Source organism: Microbacterium terricola (genome assembly GCF_027943945.1).
Lineage (GTDB): Bacteria > Actinomycetota > Actinomycetes > Actinomycetales > Microbacteriaceae > Microbacterium > Microbacterium terricola.
In genome coordinates, this window is record NZ_AP027141.1 from 2,601,516 (window position 1) to 2,620,525 (window position 19,010).

The window sequence follows — 19,010 nt, forward strand, 5'->3', positions numbered from 1 at the left end:
AATGTATCACGTAGTCTGGTGGAGCAACGCACGAACGGGGAGATCCGACGGATGACCGCACCAGCCCGACTGACCCGCCTCCTGCCGGCGCAGCTCGACGACGATCAGCGCACGCTCTACGACGCGATCACGACGGGCCCGCGCGCGCAGGGCCCGCAGCGCTTCCCGCTCACGGCGCCGGACGGCAGCCTGAACGGACCGTTCAACGCGCTGCTGACCTCTCCGGCGGTCGGAACCGCGCTGCAGGAGGTCGGCGCCGCCCTGCGCTATCGGACCGGCCTCGACGACCGGTCGCGCGAGATCGGCATCCTGCTCGTCGCCGCCCGATGGGACAGCGCCTTCGAACGGTCGGCCCACGAGGCGATCGCCCGGGGACTCGGGTTCACCGAGGAGGAGCTGCTGGCCCTCCGGCGCGAGGACCTCGACCTGCTGGCCGGCACGCTGACCGAGACCGAGCTCGCGGTGGGCCGCGTCGTCGTCGCCCTGCTCGACGGCGATCTCGACGACGCGCAATGGGATGCCGCCACCGCCGCCCTGGGCGAGGCCGCGCTCTTCGAGCTCACGACCCTCGTCGGCTACTACGCGACACTGGCCCTGCAGCTGCGGGTCTTCCGCGTGTGAGTTTGCCGGACGACCGAGAGAGGGATACGGTTTCGCCTGATGAAAGCCGCCACCGCTGACGAAAGCCCCGAGCAGGGCGCCCCGGCCAACCGCTACCGCATCGAGGCGCTTGCGAAGGGGCTCGATGTGCTGCGTCTCTTCGACGAGACGACGACCGCGCTGAAGCTGCGCGAGATCTGCGACCGCACCGGCATCCCCATGCCGACCGCGTTCCGCGTCGTGGCGACGCTCGAAGAGGGCGGGTTCGTCGAGCGGCTCGCCGACGGCGCCATCCGGCCGGGCGTGGCCGTGCTCACCCTCGGATCGGCCGCGCTGCGGGGCTCCAGCCTCGCGCAGCTCAGTGAACAGCCGCTGCGGCACCTGGCGGAGGCGACCGGCGAGACGGTCAACCTCGGCGTGCTCGTCGGCGACCGGGTGCTGTACCTCGCACGGCTGCGGAACTCCGACCTCGTGACGGCGAACATCCAGGTGGGTTCGACCCTGCCGGCCCCGTACACGTCGATGGGCAAGCTGCTCCTCGCCTACCTGCCGGACGAGGAGCTTCGGGCGACGCTCGCCGGCCACGACTTCTCCGGAGGGGCCGGGCCGCGGGCCGTGCGATCCGTCGACGAGCTCGCCGAGCGGCTCGCCGCGATCCGCGATCAGGGATTCGCCCTGCAGGACGAGGAGGTCGCCGCGGGTCTGCGGTCGGTGTCCGTGCCGGTCTTCGGCCGCGATGCGCGCCCTGCCGCCGCCGTCAACATCGCCGTGTCGACGCAGCGTCATACCGTCGACGATCTGCGCGGCCCGCTCCTTGAACGCCTGCGGCGCACGGCGGAAGACATCTCGGTGCGCCTGCGCGCGGCCTGACCCGCTCACGGCGCGCTGATCCTCATCGCACCGCGCTCTCGAACCGGTGCGAGCCGCCGCCGACGCGCTCCTCGGGGCGACCAGGGAGCCTCACCACCGCCTCGGCACTCGCGGGAACCTCCACGTCGGTGACGAGGCGGTCGCCGTCGATGCGCCACGACACCGCGACGCGCCCGCGCTCGGTGTCGAGCGAGGCGTCCGCCCAGGTGAGCCCGCCGCCCGGGCGCGGCGCGACGAGGATCCGACGGTAGCCGGGCTCCAGCGGCGCGATCCCGCCGATCACGCGGTGCATCCAGTCGGCGACAGCCCCGAAGGCGTAGTGGTTGAAGCTCGTCATCTCGCCCGGGTTGATGCTGCCGTCGGGCAGCATCGAGTCCCAGCGCTCCCAGATCGTGGTGGCGCCCATCGTCACGGCATAGAGCCACGACGGAGCCTCCCGCTGCAGGAGCAGCGCGTAGGCGTCGTCGAGGTGACCGCTGGAGGCCAGCGCGTCGCCGACGAAGGGCGTACCCGCGAAGCCCGTCGCGATGCGGTGACCGGCGGCGCGCACGAGCTCTGCGAGCCGGTCGCCCGCGGTCTGCACCTCGGCCGGGTCGAGCAGCCCGAACACGATCGCGAGGGCGTACGCCGTCGGGCTGTCGCTCTCGACGCGCCCCCCGCGCACGTAGCGACCGCGGAAGCCGTCGCCGATGCGGTCACGGAGCACGCCGAACTCGGCGGCGTCGGCCGCCTCCCCCAGCACCTCGGCCGCGGCGGCCGCGAAGGTCGCGGTGCGGAAGGCCGAAGCCGTCGCCACGACCGCTGCGGGCGTCTTCGCCTGGCCGGGGTCTTCGGCCGGCGCATCGGGATCGAGCCAGTCGCCGAACTGGAAGCCCGAGTCCCACACGCCGTCCTCCGCGAGCACCGCGGCGACGCTCCGGGTGTGCGCCGTCATGAGCGGGTACGCAGCGCGCAGCGTCTGCTCGTGTCCGTACGCACGCCACAGCGCCCACGGAACCCAGACGGCGGCATCGCCCCATACAGCGGTCGCGCCGGGCTCGGGGAACCCGGTGTCGAGATACTTCATGACGTTCGGCACGACGACGGGCACCGTGCCGGCAGGGGTGGCCCGGCGTTCGAGCTCGGCGTCGACGAGCCAGTCGGCGAGGAACGCCTCCACGTCGCCGAGGTAGGCGGCGGTGTCGACGAAGACCGCGAGGTCGCCGGTCCAGCCGAGCCGCTCGTCGCGCTGCGGGCAGTCGGTCGGCACGCTCAGGAAGTTGCCGCGCATCCCCCACACCACGTTGCCGTGCAGCTGCGTGAGCAGCGGATCGGAGCAGGCGAAGGTGCCGGTGGGGCGGATGTCGGTGCCGACGACGACGGCGGTGAACGCGGCCGGGTCGATCTCACCCGGCCACCCGCTGACCTCCACGTACCGGAATCCGTGGAACGTGAGGGTGGGTTCGAACACATCCGCGGCTCCGCTCAGGATGAACCGGTCCGTCGCCTCCGCGCGCCGGAGCGGCCGCACGCCGAGTTCGCCGTGCTCGAGCACCTCGGCGTGCCGGAGCACCACCTCGGTGCCGCGCGGCCCGGTAGCGGCGACGCGCACGAAGCCGACGAGGTTCTGGCCGAAGTCGAGGAGCGTCGCACCGGAGGGCGACGTCAGCACTCCGGCCACGGGGAGCTCGCGCAGTCGCCGCACCGGGGGTGAGGACCGGGGCACGAGCTCGCTCGCGTCGGCGTCGGCGTCGACGAGACGCACGGCCTCCCACTCGCTGTCGTCGAACCCCGGCCGCAGCCAGGCCTCGTCGCGGAGCCGCGCATCGATCGTCTGGCCGTTGTAGAGGTCGTCGGCGCGCACCTCACCGGTCGACGCCCGCCACGATCCATCGGTGACGACGGTCTGCACATGCCCGTCTTCGAACCGGATGCTGAGCTCCGCGTACCCGGCCCGCTCGTCCCCGTAGACGGCGCGCTGTCCAGTGAAGCCGAGCCAGCCCCGGTACCACCCGTTGCCGAGGCGGAGGGCGATCACCGTGCGCGGCCCGATCGCGGCGGTCACGTCGTGTTCGGCGACGCGGAGTCGCCACTCGTAGCTCGTCCACCCCGGCTCGAGGAGGTCGTCCGACGTCGGGATGCCGTTGACCCACGATTCCGCCAGCCCGCGTGCGCTGGTGCGGAGCGTCGCCTGCGCGACGGGCCCATGGCCCTCGCTCAGCGCGAACTCGAGGCGCAGCAGCGGAGCAGCCTCCGTGGGACTGCCGGGGGTGATCATCATCGCGCGGGGCATCGGGGTCCTGTCAGAGGGTCAGCGCGCCGTCACACGGCGGGCGAAGTCGATGGCCCGGTCGAACACGGCGTCCGTGTCGTCCAGACCGGCCCAGAAGTGCCGGCCCCCGGGCACAGGGTGGAACTCCACCTCGTCTGCTCCCGCAGCACGCAGGGCCTCGGCGAGCGCCTCGCTCTGCGCGAACGGAACGTGCTCGTCCGCGGTGCCGTGCGAGATGTGGACGGGAGGCAGGTGGGCACCGACCTGGTGCAGCGGGCTCGCGGCACGCGCGATCTCGGGCCGCTCGGCCGCCGGACCGCCGATCCACCGCGCTTCACGGGTCTCGCTCGGTGCGTCGCCCATGTCGTGCTCGGCCATTGCGAAGAGGTCGGTCGGTCCGAACCAGTCAACGACTCCGCTGACGCGTCGGCCCCGGAGGGCCGTGAGCGCGGCGAGCGTCGCGCCGGCCGAGACTCCCCACAGCACGAGCCGCGACGCATCGAGGCCGTACGCGGAGCCGTGCGCCTGCAGCCAGTCGATCGCCGCACCGACGTCGTCGAGCTGGGCGGGGAACAGCGCCTCCCCGCTCAGCCGGTATTCGCAGGATGCGATGGCGAAGCCTGCGGCGACGATGCGATCGAACGAGTGCGCGTCATCGATGCCCGGTGTGAACACCCGCCGGCTGCCGCGCAGCCACCCGCCGCCATGCAGGAACACCACGACGGGCGCGTCCGCGACATCCGGCGTCCGCAGGTCGAGGGACAGCGGACGGAACCCGATCGGGCAGGCGAAGTCGATCTCGAGGACCGAGGACACGGCCGGCTCAGTCGCGGAAGGAGAACTCGGGCATGAAGACCGTCGCGTACTTCTCGCCGGCAGCGCGCATCACCGAGAAGTCCGGCACGAACACGCCCTGCGGCTCGGTGAGGTCGGTCTTGCGGCCGATCGCGTGGAAGAACCGCTCGAACCCGGCGGTGCCCGCGCCGAAGACGGTCGTCGTGTTCTCGATCTTGAACGCGTGCACGATGCCCGCGGGCACGAACGCGAAGTCGCCCGTCGTGAGGGTCGTGCGCGAGTGGTAGTCGGACTGGTCGTCCATCCACACGGTGATCTCGCCGTCGACGACATAGAAGAACTCGTGCGTCTTCAGGTGGACGTGCGCCGGGATGCGGTCGCCCAGCCGCGCCTTCATCGTCCACGCGCCGTACTGGTCGTCGGTCTCGTCACCCGAGGCGAGGATCTCGAACAGCTGGTCGAACACGAGCGACTTCTCGCCCTGGCCCTCCCCGAGCACATAGGGCCGAGGAGCGGCCGGAAGGACGCCGGCGAAGGGGATCTTGTCGGGATCGTCCGCGGGAAAGAGAGTCATGCTTACCTCCTTGTAAAGCAGTGGTCGCCGTTAGGCGGTGTCTCAAGTCTCATCGCGGGGACGACCGGAAGGAAGTTCGACATTCCTACCCGACGTTAGCCTGCGACTAAGATCCGAGCATGGATGTGCCTATCCACGTGATCCGCTATTTCTGTGTGCTCGCCGAAGAGCTGCACTTCGGCCGCGCCGCCGAGCGCCTGAGCATCACCCCGCCGTCGCTGAGCCAGCAGATCAGCCGGCTCGAGCAGCAGCTCGACGTCAGGCTGTTCGAGCGGAGCCCCCGCAAGGTGGAACTGACGGCGTACGGTCGCGACCTGCTTCCGCTCGCCCGCCGCGTCCAGGACGACCACGATCAGATCCTCGACTGGGCCCGTTCCGTCAGCCGCGACAAACGGACGCCGCTGCTGCGCGTGGGCGTCGTCGCTGCGGGCGCGGGGTCGCTCACGACCGCGGCGATCGCCGCGACGATGCAGGCGATCCCGCACGCGCGCATCGAGATGCGCCGGCTGGGCTTCTTCGACGTCGCCGCCGAACTCGAGAGCGGCCGCGTCGACGTGGTGTTCGCGCCGGCGCCGATGCCCCTGCCCCCGCGGATCCGGATCGAGCCGCTGTGGCTCGAGCCGCGCGTGCTCGTCGTACCGGCGAACCATCCCCTCGCCGAACGGGAGTCCGTCACCATCGGCGAGACCAACGAAGAGGTGTTCGTCGCGGTCGCCGGCGGAGTGCCCGAGGTCGTCGACTGGTGGATCGTCGACCCCCGTCCGGACGGCACGCGCCCGAGGCGCGGACCCACCGCCGACAGCGTGGACGGCCTCTTCGAGCTGGTCGCGGCCGGCGCCGGCGTGAACATCGCCGGTCAGTCGGCTTCGCGACAGTACCGACGCGACGAGCTCGCGTTCGTGCCGGTGTCCGACATCGAGCCGGCCACCATCGTGCTCTGCAGTCTCACCGACACTCCCAACCCGATGGTGAAGACCTTCCGCGCGACCGCCCAGGCGCTGTCACCGCTCGTCGAGGGCACGTTCCACTAGAGACGGGATGCGGTCTACGCGGCCGGGGCGGCGGCGGACGCCTTGAGCGCGCGCCATGCCTCCCGGCGTCGCGCCTGCTCATCGGGATCCGGCACAGGGGATGCGGCCATGAGCACGCGCGTGTAGTGGTGCTGAGGATTGCGCATGACCTCACCCGTGCGCCCCTGCTCCACGATCCGGCCCCGGTTGAGCACCACGACGCGCTGGGCGAGGAACTCGACGACGGCCATGTCGTGCGCGATGAAGAGGTAGCCGAGATCCGTGCCCGCACGCAGGTCGGCGAGCAGATTCAGCACCTGCGCCTGCGTGGACAGATCGAGGGCGCTCACCGCCTCGTCGCACACGACGAGGCGCGGGTCGGTGACGAGTGCGCGGGCGATCGAGATGCGCTGACGCTGACCGCCGGAGAACTGGCGCGGGAACCTGGTCTCGGACCCCGGAGCCAGGCCGACGGCATCCAGCACCTCCCTCGCGCGCTGCTCGCGCTCGGTGCGGGGCACGCCCGCCACGCGCAGCGGCTCGGTCAGGGCGTCGCCGATCGGGCGGCGCGGGTTGAGTGAGGAGAACGGGTCCTGGAAGACGGCGCGGAGGTCACCCTGAAGCGAGCGGCGCTCTGCAGCGCGCGCCTTCGTGATGTCGCGGCCCTCGAACAGGATCTGCCCGCTCGTGACCGTCTGCAGCCCGAGGATCGCCCTCCCGATCGTCGTCTTGCCCGACCCGGATTCTCCGACGAGTCCGAGAGTCTCGCCGCGCGCGATCGTGAACGACACGTCGTCGACCGCGGCCGGGCCCTTCTTGCCGTAGCGGACGACGAGGTTGCGCACTTCGAGGAGGGGCGCGTCGATGCCGACCGCCCGCTCCGATGCCGGCTGCAGCGTGCTCACAGGTCTCCTCCTCCGATGGCGACGGGCTGCCGCCACTCGTCCTGCCTGCCTCGGACCTCGTCCCGCCGGATGCACCGGACGCCGCCGTCGCCGACGGCGCGGGGCAGGAGCGGAACAGCGGTCATGCACTCGTCACGGGCGAACCTGCACCGCTGGGCGAACCGGCATCCCGCCGTCCACGAGCCGGGCAGCGGGACCTGGCCGGCGATCGACGCCAGCCTCGTGGTGCCTTCGAAGTCGAGGATCGTGTGCGGGTCGGCGGCCAGGAGGGCCATCGTGTACGGATGCTCGGGGCGCACGAGCACATCGCGCACCGTCCCGGTCTCCACGATCTGGCCCGCGTACATCACCGACACGTCGTCGCAGAGGTCGGCCACGACGCCCAGATCGTGCGTGACGAGGATGACCGACATCCCGCGCGATGCGACGAGTCCCCGCAGGAGGGCGAGGATCTCGGCCTGGATGGTCACATCCAGCGCGGTGGTGGGCTCGTCGGCGACCAGAAGCCGCGGTGATCCGGCGAGCGCCAGCGCGATGGCGACGCGCTGCGCCATCCCGCCGGAGATCTGATGCGGGTGGCTGCGCAGCACCCGCGGCACGTCGACGATGCCCACGTCCTCCAGCAGGCCGGCCGCGATGCGCTTCGCCTCGGCCGCGCCGACCCGGCGCAGGCGCCGGATCGCGGCGGACAGCTGCCATCCGACCGCGAACATCGGGTCGAGCGCCCGGCTGGGCTCCTGGGAGATGAACGCGATCTCGTGCCCGCGGACCTTCGCGAGGGTCTTCTCGTCGGCCTGGGCGAGGTCGACCCCTCCCCATTGGATGCGCCCGGATCGCACCGAGAGCCCCGGCGAGAGGAGACCGAGGATCGCGTACGAGGTCACGCTCTTGCCGCACCCCGACTCTCCGACCAGCCCCATGACCCGGCCGGGTCCGACGCGCAGCGACACCCCCGTGACGAGCGCAGGGCCGCCGTCGACGCCGAGGACGAGATCGTCGATGATGAGCTCGCCGTCCGCCGCCGCCAGGGCGACCGGCGCCGAGACCTGGACCGACTGTGCGGGCTCCTGCGCCGGCTTCTTCGCCGTCTTCTTCGCGCGCTGCCGGAGGGCCACGAGCGGCGGGGGCGTCGCCGCGCCGCCCGAGAGGACGTCGGCGAGGGCGTTCGCGGCGATGATCGTGAGCGCCAGGACCGCGCCGGTGGGCACCATCATCCAGGGCTGCTGGAAGATGAAGCGCGCGGCCGCCTGGATCATTCCGCCCCACGTCGGCTCCGGCGGCTGCGGACCGAGGCCGATGAACGCCAGACCGGCCTGCATCATGATGCCGACGCCGAAGAACAGCACGAACTGGACGATCACGGTGGTCGACATGTTCGGCAGGACGTGCCGGAAGCTGGCGGCGGTGGGGCGCACGCCGTCGATGGCGGCGGCCTCGACGAAGAGCTGCTTCTGCAGCGCCTTCGCCTGGCCGAAGAAGATCCGGTACAGCGCGCCGAAGAGCAGCACGCCGAGGAGCGTCATCACGAGCGGCATGTTCGTGCCCACCGCGGCGATGAACGCGAGGATGATCACCGTTCCGGGCAGCGACAGGACGATCTCGCTGACGCGGTTCATGGCGCCCTCCGCGCGGGCGCTGCGCACCGCCCACAGCGTGACGGGCACCGTGATCAGGACGGCCACGATCGGCGGGATGCACGCGAGCGCGAGCGTCGACGCGCCCGCGGTCACGATGCGGGAGAGCAGGTCGCGGCCGAGCTCGTCGGTGCCGAGGAGGTGCGCGGCGGACGGCCCCTGGAGGACGGCGGTGAGGTCCTGCTCCAGTGGTCCGTACCGCAGCCAGAGGGGCGCGGTGAGGGACGCCACGACGAGTCCGACGAGCCAGATGAGGGCGAGGACGGCGGTGGGCGAGCGGAAGAGGCGGTTGGCGCGGATCCGGTCGGCGCGGCGGATCGTGAGGATCGCGGTGGTCGAGACGGTCATGAGGTGCGCAGTTTCGGGTCGAGGGTGCGGTTGAGGGTCTCGAGCGCCACATTCACGATCACGACGACGAGGGTGGCGACCAGGACGAGCGCCTGGACGAACGGCAGGTCGGCCGAGCCGACCGCCGACTGCATGGCCTGGCCGATGCCGGGGAGCGCGAAGAGGAGCTCGATCATGACCGAGCCGCCGAACAGGACGATGAACTGCACGGCGACCGTGGCGAGGATCGGGAGGCTCGCGCCGCGCAGGGCATGCACGTAGATGATGCGCCAGCTCGGCGTTCCGACGGCCCGCAGCGTCCGCATGTGCTCCTGCGCGAGCGCCTCGGCCATCGACGCGCGCGTCTGCCGCGCGATGAAGCCCGCGGAGGTGATGGCGATGGTGAGGACGGGCAGCACCAGCGACTTGAACCACTTCTCGGGCGAGACGTCGAAGGGCACGAACCCGGTGGCCGGCAGCAGCCTGAGCTGCACGGCGAAGACGTAGACGAGCACGATACCCAGCCAGAACGCCGGCAGCGAGAGCATGATGCCGGTGAGGACCGTGATGAAGCGGTCGACGGCGCCGCCGCGCACCGCGGCGATGACGCCCAGCACCACGCCGAGCAGCGCGCTCAGCAGGGTGCCGCCCGCCGCGAGGGCGGCGGTGACCGGCAGCCGCTTGGCGATGTCGGGGCCGATCTCGCGCCCGTCGATCAGAGAGACGCCGAGGTCGCCCTGCAGGACATGGCCGACCCACGTCGCGTACTGCACGATCCATGGATCGAACCAGCCGACGGACTCGTTGTAGGCGGCGACCTCCGCCGGCGTCGCCGACTGGCCGAGCGCCACACCGCCCGGCGTGGAGCCGGAGAGGTGGACGAGCACGAACGCGATGCCCGACGCGACCAGCAGCGTCAGGATCGCCCATGCGATCCGCTTCAGCACGAAGATGAGCATCATCACTCCCAGCGGTGCCGGTGCCGACGACGGGACGCCGTCGGCACCGGCATCAGGTCAAGACGCGGGCTGGAGGGACGCGAGGATCGGGAAGACCTCGGCGCCCGGGAACGTGGGCTCGGCGACCTTCGCCGTGTTGTACGCCCAGGGTGCGAGCTGCTCGTACAGCGGGATGAGCCACCCGGAGTCGACGATCGCACGGTTGAGATCCTTGAGCGCCGTCTCCTGCGCCGCAGCGTCCTCACCGGCGGCGCCGAGGGCGCCGGCGGCAGCCTGGATCTGGTCGTTCTGAGCCTCGTGGAAGTTCGCGAAGCCGAAGAGCACGCCGTACACGTTGCCGAGCGGGTTGGTCCACGTCAGCGGGATCGGTCCGCCCAGCGGCTCGGTCTGCACCACCGCGAATGCTTCCTCCGTCGACGCCGCGTTCTTGAGGTTCACGGTCACGCCGATGGCCTCCCAGTACGGCTGGATCGCCTCGAGGTCGCGCTGGCTCGCGGGTGTGATGGTGAAGTCGAAGCTGAACCCGTCGGGGTAGCCGGCGTCGGCCAGCAGCGCCTTGGCGGCGTCCGGGTCGTAGGCGTACTCGTCGTCGAGCTCGGGGACGTATCCCGGGTTGTCCGCCGGAAGGGCGTTGGCGGTCGGGACCTCGCCCGGGTGAACGGCGCCGACGTAGGCGTCACGGTCGATCGCCATGGAGAGGGCCTGGAAGACGCGCGGATCACCCCACTGCGGGGCAGTCGCGCCCGCCTTGTCGAACGCGATGAGGTTCTGGATCGTGCCGCCGTTGACCACCAGGCCGACATCCGCCGACTCGACCTGAGCCTTCGTGTCGGAGGTGACGTAGGCCAGGTCGACCTCACCCGAGATGGCGGCGTTGACGCGCGCCTGCGGGTCGAGGATGGGACGGAACTCGTAGGAGTCGAACGGGTAGTCCGCCGCTGCGGCGTTGTCCTCGTCCTTGACGAGGAGGTAGGAGTTGCCCTTCACCGTCGCGTCGTCGACCTTGAGCGGGCCCGACCCGTCCGGCGTCGCGTCCAGGCTCGATCGGTCGGCGGCGCCGGTCGGCCCGACGATCGCACCCGCGGGCAGCACGAGGTTCGCCTCGAATCCGGGCTTCCCTGCCGAGAAGCTGAGGGTGACGGTGTCGTCATCGACGACGGTCACCTCGGAGATCTCGTTCTGGCCGCCCTTCGCGAAGCCGCTGTAGGCGGAGAGATCCGGGTTCCCCCGGGCGTCGAGGTTCTGCTTGACGAGGTCGGCGGTGAGCGTCGAGCCGTCGTCGAAGGTCGCGGTGGTGTCGAGGTCCAGCGTGAGCTCGGTCTGGTCGGCGTTGTACTCGAAGGACGTGACGAGCTGCGGGACGACCTTGCCCTCCTCATCGAGGACGAACAGGGAGTCGTAGATGCCCTCGAAGAACATCCGCTGGCCGTTCCCGTACCGGGCGGGGTCGTACCCGAGGGCGGCCTGGTCGGAGTCGAGGGCGATGATGAGCTTCGACGTGTCGACGGCTCCCCCGCTCTCTCCGCCTCCCCCTGAACCGGTGCAGGCGCTGAGCGCCAAGGCTGAGGCTGCGACCGTCGCAAGGACGGCGGCGCCGCGTGCTGTCGTGATTCGAGACATCCTGATCTCCTGTGATCGATGTGCTGCTGCGGACTTCGGTGTCGAGCGGACCGCACACTCGGGAAGCGATCCTTCGGTCCAGAGTGACCCCGGTCGACCGATTTGGCCATTCGGATCCGCTGGGCGATGCGTTAGCGAGTGCCTAACATGCGCTCGCACTGACTTGTTCTCAGTGAAACACGCTTTCATTCAATGAACAAGTGTGTCACCATGGCACAGAGTTCAGAAAGGACGACCATGCCTGCTACCTCCTTCCCCGTCGACTTCCTCTGGGGCGTCGCCACCGCCGGTCATCAGAACGAGGGCGACAACGTCACGAGCGACACGTGGTTCCTCGAGAACGTGACCCCGACCGTCTTCCAAGAGCGTTCAGGCAAGGCCGCCAACGGCTGGGAGCTGTGGGAGACCGATCTCGACCTCGTCGCCGGCATGGGCCTGAACGCGTACCGCTTCTCCGTCGAGTGGGCCCGCATCGAGCCCGTCGAGGGCGAGTTCTCCGAGGAGGCGCTCGCGCACTACGAGGCCGTCGTCGACGGCTGCATCGCGCGGGGTCTCGCTCCGATCGTGACCTTCAGCCACTTCACGTCGCCGCACTGGTTCGCCGCGCGCGGAGCGTGGCTCGACGCGGACGCGCCCGCGCTGTTCGCCCGCTTCGTCGGAGTCGTGATGGATCGCTTCGGCGACCGCATCCGCCTCGCCGTCACCTTCAACGAGCCCGATCTGCCCGAGATGCTGACGTGGGCGGACCTCCCCCCGTTCGTGGCCGACCTGGAAAGGGCCACCCTCGCCGCGGCGGAGAAGGCTGCCGGCGTCGAGCGCTATCGCGCGGGCAACGTGATGCTGCGCGAGGACTTCGCCGGCATGCGCGCGGGCATGACCGCCGCGCACCGCGCCGCCACGGCCGCCATCAAGGCCCATCGTCCCGACCTGCCGGTCGGGCTCTCGCTGGCGATGTGCGACGACGTCGCCGCGCCGGGCGGCGAAGAGCTGCGCGACCGCAAGCGCGCCGAGGTCTACGACTACTGGCTCGAGCTCGCCCGTGACGACGACTTCGTCGGCGTGCAGAACTACGAGCGCCTGCACTACGGACCGGAGGGCCTTCTCCCGCCCGAGCCGGGGGCGATCCTCAACGGCATGGGGACGCCCGTCGATCCTGACTCGCTGCGCGGCGCGGTGCAGTACGCCTATGACGTCAGCGGCGTGCCGATCCTCGTCAGCGAGCACGGCGTCAGCACGCACGACGACACCGTCAGAACGGCGTTCATCCAGCCGTCGCTGGAGGGGCTCGCGCAGGCGATCGCCGACGGCGTCCCCGTGCTCGGGTACTGCCACTGGACGCTGATGGACAACTTCGAGTGGATCTTCGGCTACGGCCCGAAGCTCGGCCTGCACGAGGTCGACCCCGTCACGTTCGCCCGCACCCCCAAGCCGAGCGCGGCCGAGTACGCGCGACTCGTCGTCGCGCACCGCGGCTGACTCAGTCCGCGAGCGCCACCGCGACGGTCGACTGCCCGGCGGGGAGCGGGATGCTGCGCCCCGCCGCCTCGAGCGTCGCGGTGACGCCGTGCGGCACCGTGCAGGAGATGGTGGCAGTGTCGCCCTCGCGCGTCCACTCCACCGCGAGGCGTCCGGCGGGCGTGGCGACGGAGGCGCTCACGTGGGTGAGCCCTGCGTCGAAGTCCGGTTCGATGCGGGCCGCGCGGTAGCCGGGGGCCGCGGCCTGGATGCCGGCGACCCGGCGGTACAGCCAGTCGTCCACGCAGCCGAAGGCGTAGTGGTTCAGCGAGACGGGGCGCGGCGTGCCGTCGGAGGCTACGGCATCCCATGACTCCCAGATCGTGGTCGCACCCGCGTCCACTTCGTACAGCCACGAGGGCATCTCGCTCTGCCAGAGCAGGGTGCGCGCCAGGTCGCGGTGGCCCGACTCCCACAGCACGTCGAGCAGGTAGGGGACCGACAGGAAGCCGGTGTCGAGCCGGTCGCCGCGTGCACGCACGAGCTCGACCAGGCGGGCCGCGGTGCGCGCGCGGACGGCGTCGGGCACCATGTCGAACGCGAGGGCGAGCACATACACACCCTGCAGCTGCACGGGCAGGTCGCCGGCCTCATCGAGGTGCTCGTCGGCGAACGCGGCTCGCGCTGCCGCCGCCCGACGGGCGAGATCGGCGGCCTCGTCGTCGCGGCCGAGCACGGCGGTGATCCGGGCGGCGAGGGTGAGCGACTGCGCCCGGAACATCGGGACGACGAGCTCACCGGTCAGCCGCGGCGCGACGGCCATCCCCTCGTGCGGCGGCAGCCCCTCGAGCGTGCTGGGGGTGAGCCAGTCGCCGAACTGATCACCGGTGGCGCCTGCCTGGAAGTCGACCCAGCGCAGGATCGCGTCGACGTTCTCCTCGAGCACGCGGACGTCGCCCGTGCGCTCGTAGAGCGTCCACGGCACGAAGACGATCGCGTCGCTCCACCCCGCCGCCCACTCGATGCCGCCGAGCCCCGTGGCGCTCGCGGCGGCCTCGACGTCGAACGGGGAGCGCGGCGAGGTGATCGGCACGGCGCCGTCCGGCAGCTGATCGGCACGGAGGTTCGCGAGCCAGCGCGAGAGGAACGGCACGACCTGCGCGTTGTTCGTCGCGGCGGGGGCGAAGACCTGGGCGTCGCCCGTCCAGCCCACCTTCTCGCGCTGCGGGCAGTCGGTCGGGATGGACACGAAGTTGCCCCGCTGGCTCCACACCACGTTCTCGTGCAGGCGGTTCAGGCGCGCATCCGACGTCGTGAAGGTGCCGGTCTGCTCGAGGTCGCTCGCGATGACGATCGCGGTGGCCTCGAACCCGGCCGCGCCGGAGACGCGCGCGTAGCGGAACCCGTGGAAGGTGAACGCCGGCTCGTAGACCTCGTCGCCGCCCGCGGCGACGTAGACGTCGGTCTGCTCCTTGTTGATGCCGCGGATGTTGTCGAACCACTCCCCCTGCGCGTCGAGCGTCTCGGTGTGCTCGATGGTGACCCGGTCGCCTGCCGCAGCGCCGGTCAGCCGCAGCCGGACGCGGCCGGCGATCACCTGCCCGAAGTCGACGACGGTGCCTCCCGCGGTCTCTCGAGAGGTCACGGCGGGGAGCTCGGCCACGCGCCGCATCGGCTCGCCCGCGAACGGCACGAGCCTGTCCGGGATGCCGTCCCGCACGGCGACGGGCGTCCAGCCGGCGTCGTCGAAGCCCACCGCATCCCATCCGCGCGGTACCGCACGGGCGTCGAAGCACTCGCCGACGAACAGGTCGGCATACCGCCACGGTCCCGGGGCGGAGCGGGCGGCGTCGCCCGAGCCGATGACCCGGCTGGTGCCGTCGGCGAGGTCGAGGTGCAGCTGCCAGAGCGCGGCGGTGCGGTCGCCGAACTGCGCGCTCGAGCCGGTGATCCCGATCCGGCCGGCCCACCAGCCGTCCGCGAGCGCGATGCCCACGACGTTCTCACCCGCCACCAGCTGATCGGTGACGTCGTAGCACTGGACGCTGATCCGGTGCGCGTAGCTGTCGAATCCGGGCGCGAGCACCTCATCGCCGACCTCGGCCCCGTTGACACTCGCGGTGTAGACCCCCTCCGCGGTCGCGAACAGCCGGGCCCGCAGCGGCGCCGCATCGAGCCGCACCGTCTGCCGCAGCAGCTGCACGGGGCGCAGCCGGTCCTCCGGCGGCGTGTCTCCGGCCGCTCCCCTGATCCAGTCGAGCAGGCTCCAGCGCTCGAGCGCCGTGGGCTGCTGCGTCGGCTCGACCCAGCGTGCAGCGGTCCAGTCGGAGGCACGCAGCAGGGCGGTCCCGAAGATCGACGCCGCGGTGGCGCGCCCGCCGTCGGCCGACCAGCTCTCGACGGTCCAGCCGTAGTCGGCGTTCGAGGCCAGCGGCTCACCCGCATAGGGGATGAGGCTCGTGCCCGCGCCGGCGAGCCGGCCGGTGTCCCACACGGCGTTCCCCGCCGCATCCGACACGACGATGCGTGCGGCGACCTGGGTGTGTGCGACGGTCCAGGTGAACCGGGGAGCATCGGTCGCGACCGCCAGCGGTGCGCGTGCGTACTCGACCCGCAGGTCGCGGCATTCCGGTGCGCTCACGCTGTGCTCCTTTGCAGTGGTCTGAATACCTTACTTCAAAGGTTTTCCCGTCACACGCAGAGGTCAGCGCACGAGGCGCGGGTGCAGGTGCGCGCTCGAGAGCGCGACGACCGCCTGCGCAGCGCCGGCCTCGAGGCACGCGTCGAGATCGGCGCCGCGGAGGGAGGCGGCGAGGAACCCGGCCATGAACGCGTCGCCCGCGCCGTTGGTGTCGACGACCTCGGCGGGCACGGCGGGCACCTCGGCGCGTCGACCGTCCGCGCGCAGGGCGATCGCGCCGCGGGCGCCCAGGGTGCACACCGCCAGGCGCGGGCCGCGCTCGAGGCAGCGGGCCATCAGCATCCATGGATCGTCGACGGCGTCGTCGTTCATGAACACGACGTCCGCCGCCGCGACGAACGGCTCGTGGAACGCGGACGACCCGTCGTAATCGTGCAGGTCGATCCACGCGGGGGCCGACCAGGAGCGACGTGCGAGCAGCAGCGCGCCGAGCTCGCTCAGGTCGACCACGGCGATGCCGGCGGAGGCGAGCGCGGACTCAACGAGGGCGATCGTCTCGTCGGCAGGGGTGGACGGCGTCGCCACGTAGAGCGACACCCGCTCGCCGTGCGCGGTCATGAGGTTGACGTGCTGCTCGGTCCGCACGGAGGGATGCTGCCGCAGGCGCACGCCGGCAGCCGCCAGCGCCTGGGCCACCCTGGCGCCCTCGTCGTCCTCCCCGAGGAGCGCGTGCAGCTCGGTGTCGACGCCGAGCGCGGACAGGTGCACCGCCTTGCCCGCCGACGTGCCGCCGACCGTGCGCACCGATCGCTCGGCGAACTGCATGTGCGGGACGGGCTCGGGCAGGCGGTCGAGCTGGATCAGGTGGTTCCACGCCGCAGGCCCGCAGACGACGACGCTCGGCTGGGTCACCGCCCCAGTCTGCCCCTGATCACTCCGCGACGGCCGGCGCCAGGCGGTGCGCTGCCGCGATGAGCCGGCGGGTGTACGGGTGCTGTCCGTCGCGGAAGATCGACGCGGCCGGGGCGGTCTCGACGATGCGGCCCTGCTGCATCACGGCGACCCGGTGCGAGATGCGGCGCACCACGGCGAGATCGTGCGAGATGAACACGTATGCGACGCCGGTGCGCTCCTGCAGCTCGATGAGCAGATCGAGGATCGTCGCCTGCACGCTGACGTCGAGAGCCGAGGTCGGCTCGTCGCACACGATCACCGGGGAGCGGCCGGCGAAGGCCCGCGCGATCGCGACGCGCTGCTTCTGCCCGCCCGAGAGGCGACCGGGCAGCTTGTCGAGCACGTCCAGCGGCAGGCCGGTGCGCACGACGAGCTCCTCCGGCGTGGTGTCGCCGCCGAGGAGCTGGATCGAGCGGCGCAGGGTCTGCCGCACGGAGCGCCGGGGGTTCAGCGACGCGTCGGGGCTCTGGAACACGACCTGCACCGGCGGAGGGGCGGATGCCGCGTCCACCGCCACCGTCCCGTCGTGGGAGACGAGTCCGGCGAGGACCCGACCGAGAGTGGTCTTGCCGCTGCCGGACTCCCCGACCACCCCGAGCGTCTCCCCCGGGTGCAGCTGCAAGTCGACCCCGTCGAGGGCGAGGTGCGCGCCGTAGCGCTTCGAGATGCCGGATGCGGTGAGGATCGGCGACCCGACGCGAGCGGGCTCAGGACGGGCCGGACCGTCGATCGGGGGAATCGCGGCGACCAGCTCGCGCGTGTACGGATGAGCGGGCACCGCGGTGAGCTCCGCCGAGGTCGTGGTCTCGACGAGGTGGCCGCTCTCGAGCACGGCGACGCGGTCGCAGTGCGCGGCGACGAGCGGCAGGTCGTGGCTGATCAGCAGGCTCGCGAAGCCGATCTCGGACTGCAGCCGGGTGATCAGGGCGAGCACGCCCGCCTGTACCTCGCTGTCGAGGCCGGTGGTCGGCTCGTCGAGGATGAGCAGCTGCGGCCGGGCGGCGAGCGCCATCGCGATCATCACGCGCTGCTGCTGCCCGCCCGACAGCTCGTGCGGGTAGCGGCCGGCCAGCAGCTCGGGGTCCGGGAGCGCGACCTCCTCCAGCGAGCGCACGGTGCGGGCGCGCACGTCGCGGCGGTCGATGCCGCGCAGGCGGTGCGTCTCGGCGACCTGCGCACCCACGGTCGCGGTGGGGTTCAGCGCACGTGCGGGCTCCTGATAGACGACGCCGATGCGATCGCGGCGGTATGCGCGCAGCCGCGCCGCGTCGAGCCGGAGCACGTCCACGCCGTCGACGAGCAGCTCGTCGGCCCGCACCCGGCTGCCGGCGGGCAGGTAGCGGGTGAGCGCGAGCGCGACCGTGCTCTTTCCCGAGCCGGACTCCCCCACGAGGCCGAACGCCTCGCCCGCGCGGATGTCGAGGTCGAGGCCGTGCACGGCTCGGCGCTGCTCGCGGTCGACGAGGTAGTCGACGGTGAGCCCGCGTGCGCTGACGATGCGGTCGCCCGCGGTGACGATGCCTCCGCTCATCGGCGCAGCACCTCCTTCAGGTTGTCGCCGATGAGGTTGACCGACACGACCAGCGAGGCGATCGCGAGAGCGGGGAACACCAGGGTCCACCACGCGCCCTGCAGATACGCGCGGTTCTCGTTGACCGCGAGCCCCCAGTCCGGCGAGGGCGGAGCGGCGGCGAGGCCGAGGAACGACAGCGAGGAGGCGACGAACACCGCAGCGCCGAGGCTCAGCGTGGCCTGCACCAGCACCTGCGGCCAGACGTTGGGCAGCAGCTCTTTGAGCAGCACGCGCCCGGTGCGCTCGCCCTGCAGCTGAGCGCTGGTCACATAGTCCTTGCCCATCTCGACGAGCACCTCGGCGCGGATGATGCGCGCGATCCCCGGGGCGAAGAGCACCCCGACCGCGAGCGCGAGCACCAGCGGGCTGCTGCCGAAGGCACCGACCACCACGAGCAGGAAGATGATGCCGGGCAGCGCGAGGAACACGTCGAACACGCGCATGAAGGCCTGATCGATCCAGCTGCGGTGGTAGCCGGCCGCCAGGCCCATCGCCGCGCCGAGCAGGGTCGCGATGATGGTGCCGGCCGGGCCGATCTGCAGTGCCGACTCGGCGCCGGCGAGCACGCGCGCGAACACGTCGCGGCCGATCCGGTCGGTGCCGAACCAGTGCTCGGGGCTCGGCGGGGCGAGCTTCGCGCCGGTGTCCGCGAACGGGTCGACGCCGAGCCACCGCCAGGTGATCGCGACCACCACCCAGAACACGACGATCGCCGCGCACAGCGTGAAGGTCGGCCGGCGCAGCAGGGCGCCCCAGGTCGACGCACGGCGGGCGTACCGCACGGCGCTGTGGGAGACGGGCGCCACGGCGACGCGTTCGGGCGCGAGGGCTTCCGCGGTCAT

General features: G+C 71.6%; 15 protein-coding genes. 4 read left to right on the forward strand and 11 right to left on the reverse strand.

Going from position 1 to position 19,010, the window contains the following annotated elements; all coding sequences use genetic code 11:
* Positions 1-51 precede the first annotated feature (51 nt).
* Complete coding sequence (locus tag Microterr_RS12420) at positions 52-621, forward strand: carboxymuconolactone decarboxylase family protein (protein WP_263797622.1); 570 nt, start codon at positions 52-54, stop codon at positions 619-621.
* Between the two features lie 39 nt (positions 622-660).
* Positions 661-1,470 (forward strand): IclR family transcriptional regulator, encoded by an 810-nt coding sequence (locus tag Microterr_RS12425; RefSeq protein WP_263797621.1) that lies wholly within the window; start codon positions 661-663, stop codon positions 1,468-1,470.
* Positions 1,471-1,492: 22 nt separating this feature from the next.
* Here the strand turns inward: Microterr_RS12425 and Microterr_RS12430 are convergent, their stop codons facing one another.
* From Microterr_RS12430 to Microterr_RS12440, 3 genes are read right to left on the reverse strand one after another with little or no spacing between them, the layout of a single operon-like run.
* On the reverse strand, positions 1,493-3,742 hold the full coding sequence (locus Microterr_RS12430) for a glycoside hydrolase family 78 protein (RefSeq protein WP_263797620.1): 2,250 nt from the start codon (positions 3,740-3,742) through the stop codon (positions 1,493-1,495).
* Between the two features lie 18 nt (positions 3,743-3,760).
* Positions 3,761-4,537, reverse strand: coding sequence for an alpha/beta hydrolase (locus Microterr_RS12435; protein ID WP_263797619.1), 777 nt, complete (start codon positions 4,535-4,537; stop codon positions 3,761-3,763).
* A gap of 7 nt (positions 4,538-4,544) precedes the next feature.
* Positions 4,545-5,090 carry a quercetin 2,3-dioxygenase gene (locus Microterr_RS12440; RefSeq protein WP_263797618.1) on the reverse strand — a complete coding sequence of 182 codons (546 nt, stop codon included), beginning with the start codon at positions 5,088-5,090 and terminating at the stop codon, positions 4,545-4,547.
* Positions 5,091-5,209: 119 nt separating this feature from the next.
* Between Microterr_RS12440 and Microterr_RS12445 the strand changes: the two genes are divergently transcribed.
* On the forward strand, positions 5,210-6,121 hold the full coding sequence (locus Microterr_RS12445) for a LysR family transcriptional regulator (RefSeq protein ID WP_263797617.1): 912 nt from the start codon (positions 5,210-5,212) through the stop codon (positions 6,119-6,121).
* A 14-nt stretch (positions 6,122-6,135) separates the two neighbouring features.
* Here the strand turns inward: Microterr_RS12445 and Microterr_RS12450 are convergent, their stop codons facing one another.
* Genes Microterr_RS12450 through Microterr_RS12465 form a run of 4 tightly spaced genes read right to left on the reverse strand, consistent with a single transcriptional unit; the run spans position 6,136 to position 11,545 of the window.
* Positions 6,136-7,005 (reverse strand): ATP-binding cassette domain-containing protein, encoded by an 870-nt coding sequence (locus tag Microterr_RS12450; protein WP_263797616.1) that lies wholly within the window; start codon positions 7,003-7,005, stop codon positions 6,136-6,138.
* On the reverse strand, positions 7,002-8,987 hold the full coding sequence (locus tag Microterr_RS12455; RefSeq protein WP_263797615.1) for a dipeptide/oligopeptide/nickel ABC transporter permease/ATP-binding protein: 1,986 nt from the start codon (positions 8,985-8,987) through the stop codon (positions 7,002-7,004). Before Microterr_RS12455 ends, Microterr_RS12450 begins: the two co-directional genes overlap by 4 nt.
* A complete protein-coding gene (locus Microterr_RS12460) occupies positions 8,984-9,928 on the reverse strand; it encodes an ABC transporter permease (RefSeq protein ID WP_263797614.1) in 945 nt (314 codons plus the stop codon). The genes Microterr_RS12455 and Microterr_RS12460 overlap by 4 nt, the downstream gene beginning before the upstream one ends.
* A 54-nt stretch (positions 9,929-9,982) precedes the next feature.
* On the reverse strand, positions 9,983-11,545 hold the full coding sequence (locus tag Microterr_RS12465) for an ABC transporter substrate-binding protein (protein WP_263797613.1): 1,563 nt from the start codon (positions 11,543-11,545) through the stop codon (positions 9,983-9,985).
* Positions 11,546-11,782: 237 nt separating this feature from the next.
* Here Microterr_RS12465 and Microterr_RS12470 point away from each other — a divergent pair, with 237 nt between their 5' ends.
* The gene (locus tag Microterr_RS12470; RefSeq protein WP_263797612.1) at positions 11,783-13,021 is read left to right on the forward strand and encodes a glycoside hydrolase family 1 protein; all 1,239 of its coding nucleotides are present in this window, start codon (positions 11,783-11,785) and stop codon (positions 13,019-13,021) included.
* 1 nt (position 13,022) lies between these two features.
* Here the strand turns inward: Microterr_RS12470 and Microterr_RS12475 are convergent, their stop codons facing one another.
* The 4 genes from Microterr_RS12475 to Microterr_RS12490 all read right to left on the reverse strand — a co-directional run bounded on the left by Microterr_RS12475 (position 13,023) and on the right by Microterr_RS12490 (position 19,010).
* Positions 13,023-15,641 (reverse strand): alpha-L-rhamnosidase, encoded by a 2,619-nt coding sequence (locus Microterr_RS12475; protein WP_263797611.1) that lies wholly within the window; start codon positions 15,639-15,641, stop codon positions 13,023-13,025.
* Positions 15,642-15,704: 63 nt separating this feature from the next.
* Positions 15,705-16,553, reverse strand: a complete 849-nt coding sequence (locus Microterr_RS12480) for a carbohydrate kinase family protein (RefSeq protein WP_263797610.1) — start codon at positions 16,551-16,553, stop codon at positions 15,705-15,707.
* A 19-nt stretch (positions 16,554-16,572) separates the two neighbouring features.
* Positions 16,573-18,126 (reverse strand): ATP-binding cassette domain-containing protein, encoded by a 1,554-nt coding sequence (locus tag Microterr_RS12485; RefSeq protein WP_263797609.1) that lies wholly within the window; start codon positions 18,124-18,126, stop codon positions 16,573-16,575.
* Complete coding sequence (locus tag Microterr_RS12490) at positions 18,123-19,010, reverse strand: ABC transporter permease (RefSeq protein ID WP_263797608.1); 888 nt, start codon at positions 19,008-19,010, stop codon at positions 18,123-18,125. The genes Microterr_RS12485 and Microterr_RS12490 overlap by 4 nt, the downstream gene beginning before the upstream one ends.

What these genes read in the sequence shown, in the direction of transcription:
- Microterr_RS12420 (WP_263797622.1), top strand. Translation starts at nt 52, where the DNA reads ATGACCGCACCAGCCCGACTGACCCGCCTCCTGCCGGCGCAGCTCGAC.
- Microterr_RS12425 (WP_263797621.1), top strand. Translation starts at nt 661, where the DNA reads ATGAAAGCCGCCACCGCTGACGAAAGCCCCGAGCAGGGCGCCCCGGCC.
- Microterr_RS12430 (WP_263797620.1), bottom strand. Translation starts at nt 3,742, where the DNA reads ATGCCCCGCGCGATGATGATCACCCCCGGCAGTCCCACGGAGGCTGCT.
- Microterr_RS12440 (WP_263797618.1), bottom strand. Translation starts at nt 5,090, where the DNA reads ATGACTCTCTTTCCCGCGGACGATCCCGACAAGATCCCCTTCGCCGGC.
- Microterr_RS12445 (WP_263797617.1), top strand. Translation starts at nt 5,210, where the DNA reads ATGGATGTGCCTATCCACGTGATCCGCTATTTCTGTGTGCTCGCCGAA.
- Microterr_RS12455 (WP_263797615.1), bottom strand. Translation starts at nt 8,987, where the DNA reads ATGACCGTCTCGACCACCGCGATCCTCACGATCCGCCGCGCCGACCGG.
- Microterr_RS12460 (WP_263797614.1), bottom strand. Translation starts at nt 9,928, where the DNA reads ATGATGCTCATCTTCGTGCTGAAGCGGATCGCATGGGCGATCCTGACG.
- Microterr_RS12465 (WP_263797613.1), bottom strand. Translation starts at nt 11,545, where the DNA reads ATGTCTCGAATCACGACAGCACGCGGCGCCGCCGTCCTTGCGACGGTC.
- Microterr_RS12470 (WP_263797612.1), top strand. Translation starts at nt 11,783, where the DNA reads ATGCCTGCTACCTCCTTCCCCGTCGACTTCCTCTGGGGCGTCGCCACC.
- Microterr_RS12485 (WP_263797609.1), bottom strand. Translation starts at nt 18,126, where the DNA reads ATGAGCGGAGGCATCGTCACCGCGGGCGACCGCATCGTCAGCGCACGC.
- Microterr_RS12490 (WP_263797608.1), bottom strand. Translation starts at nt 19,010, where the DNA reads ATGACCGCGGAAGCCCTCGCGCCCGAACGCGTCGCCGTGGCGCCCGTC.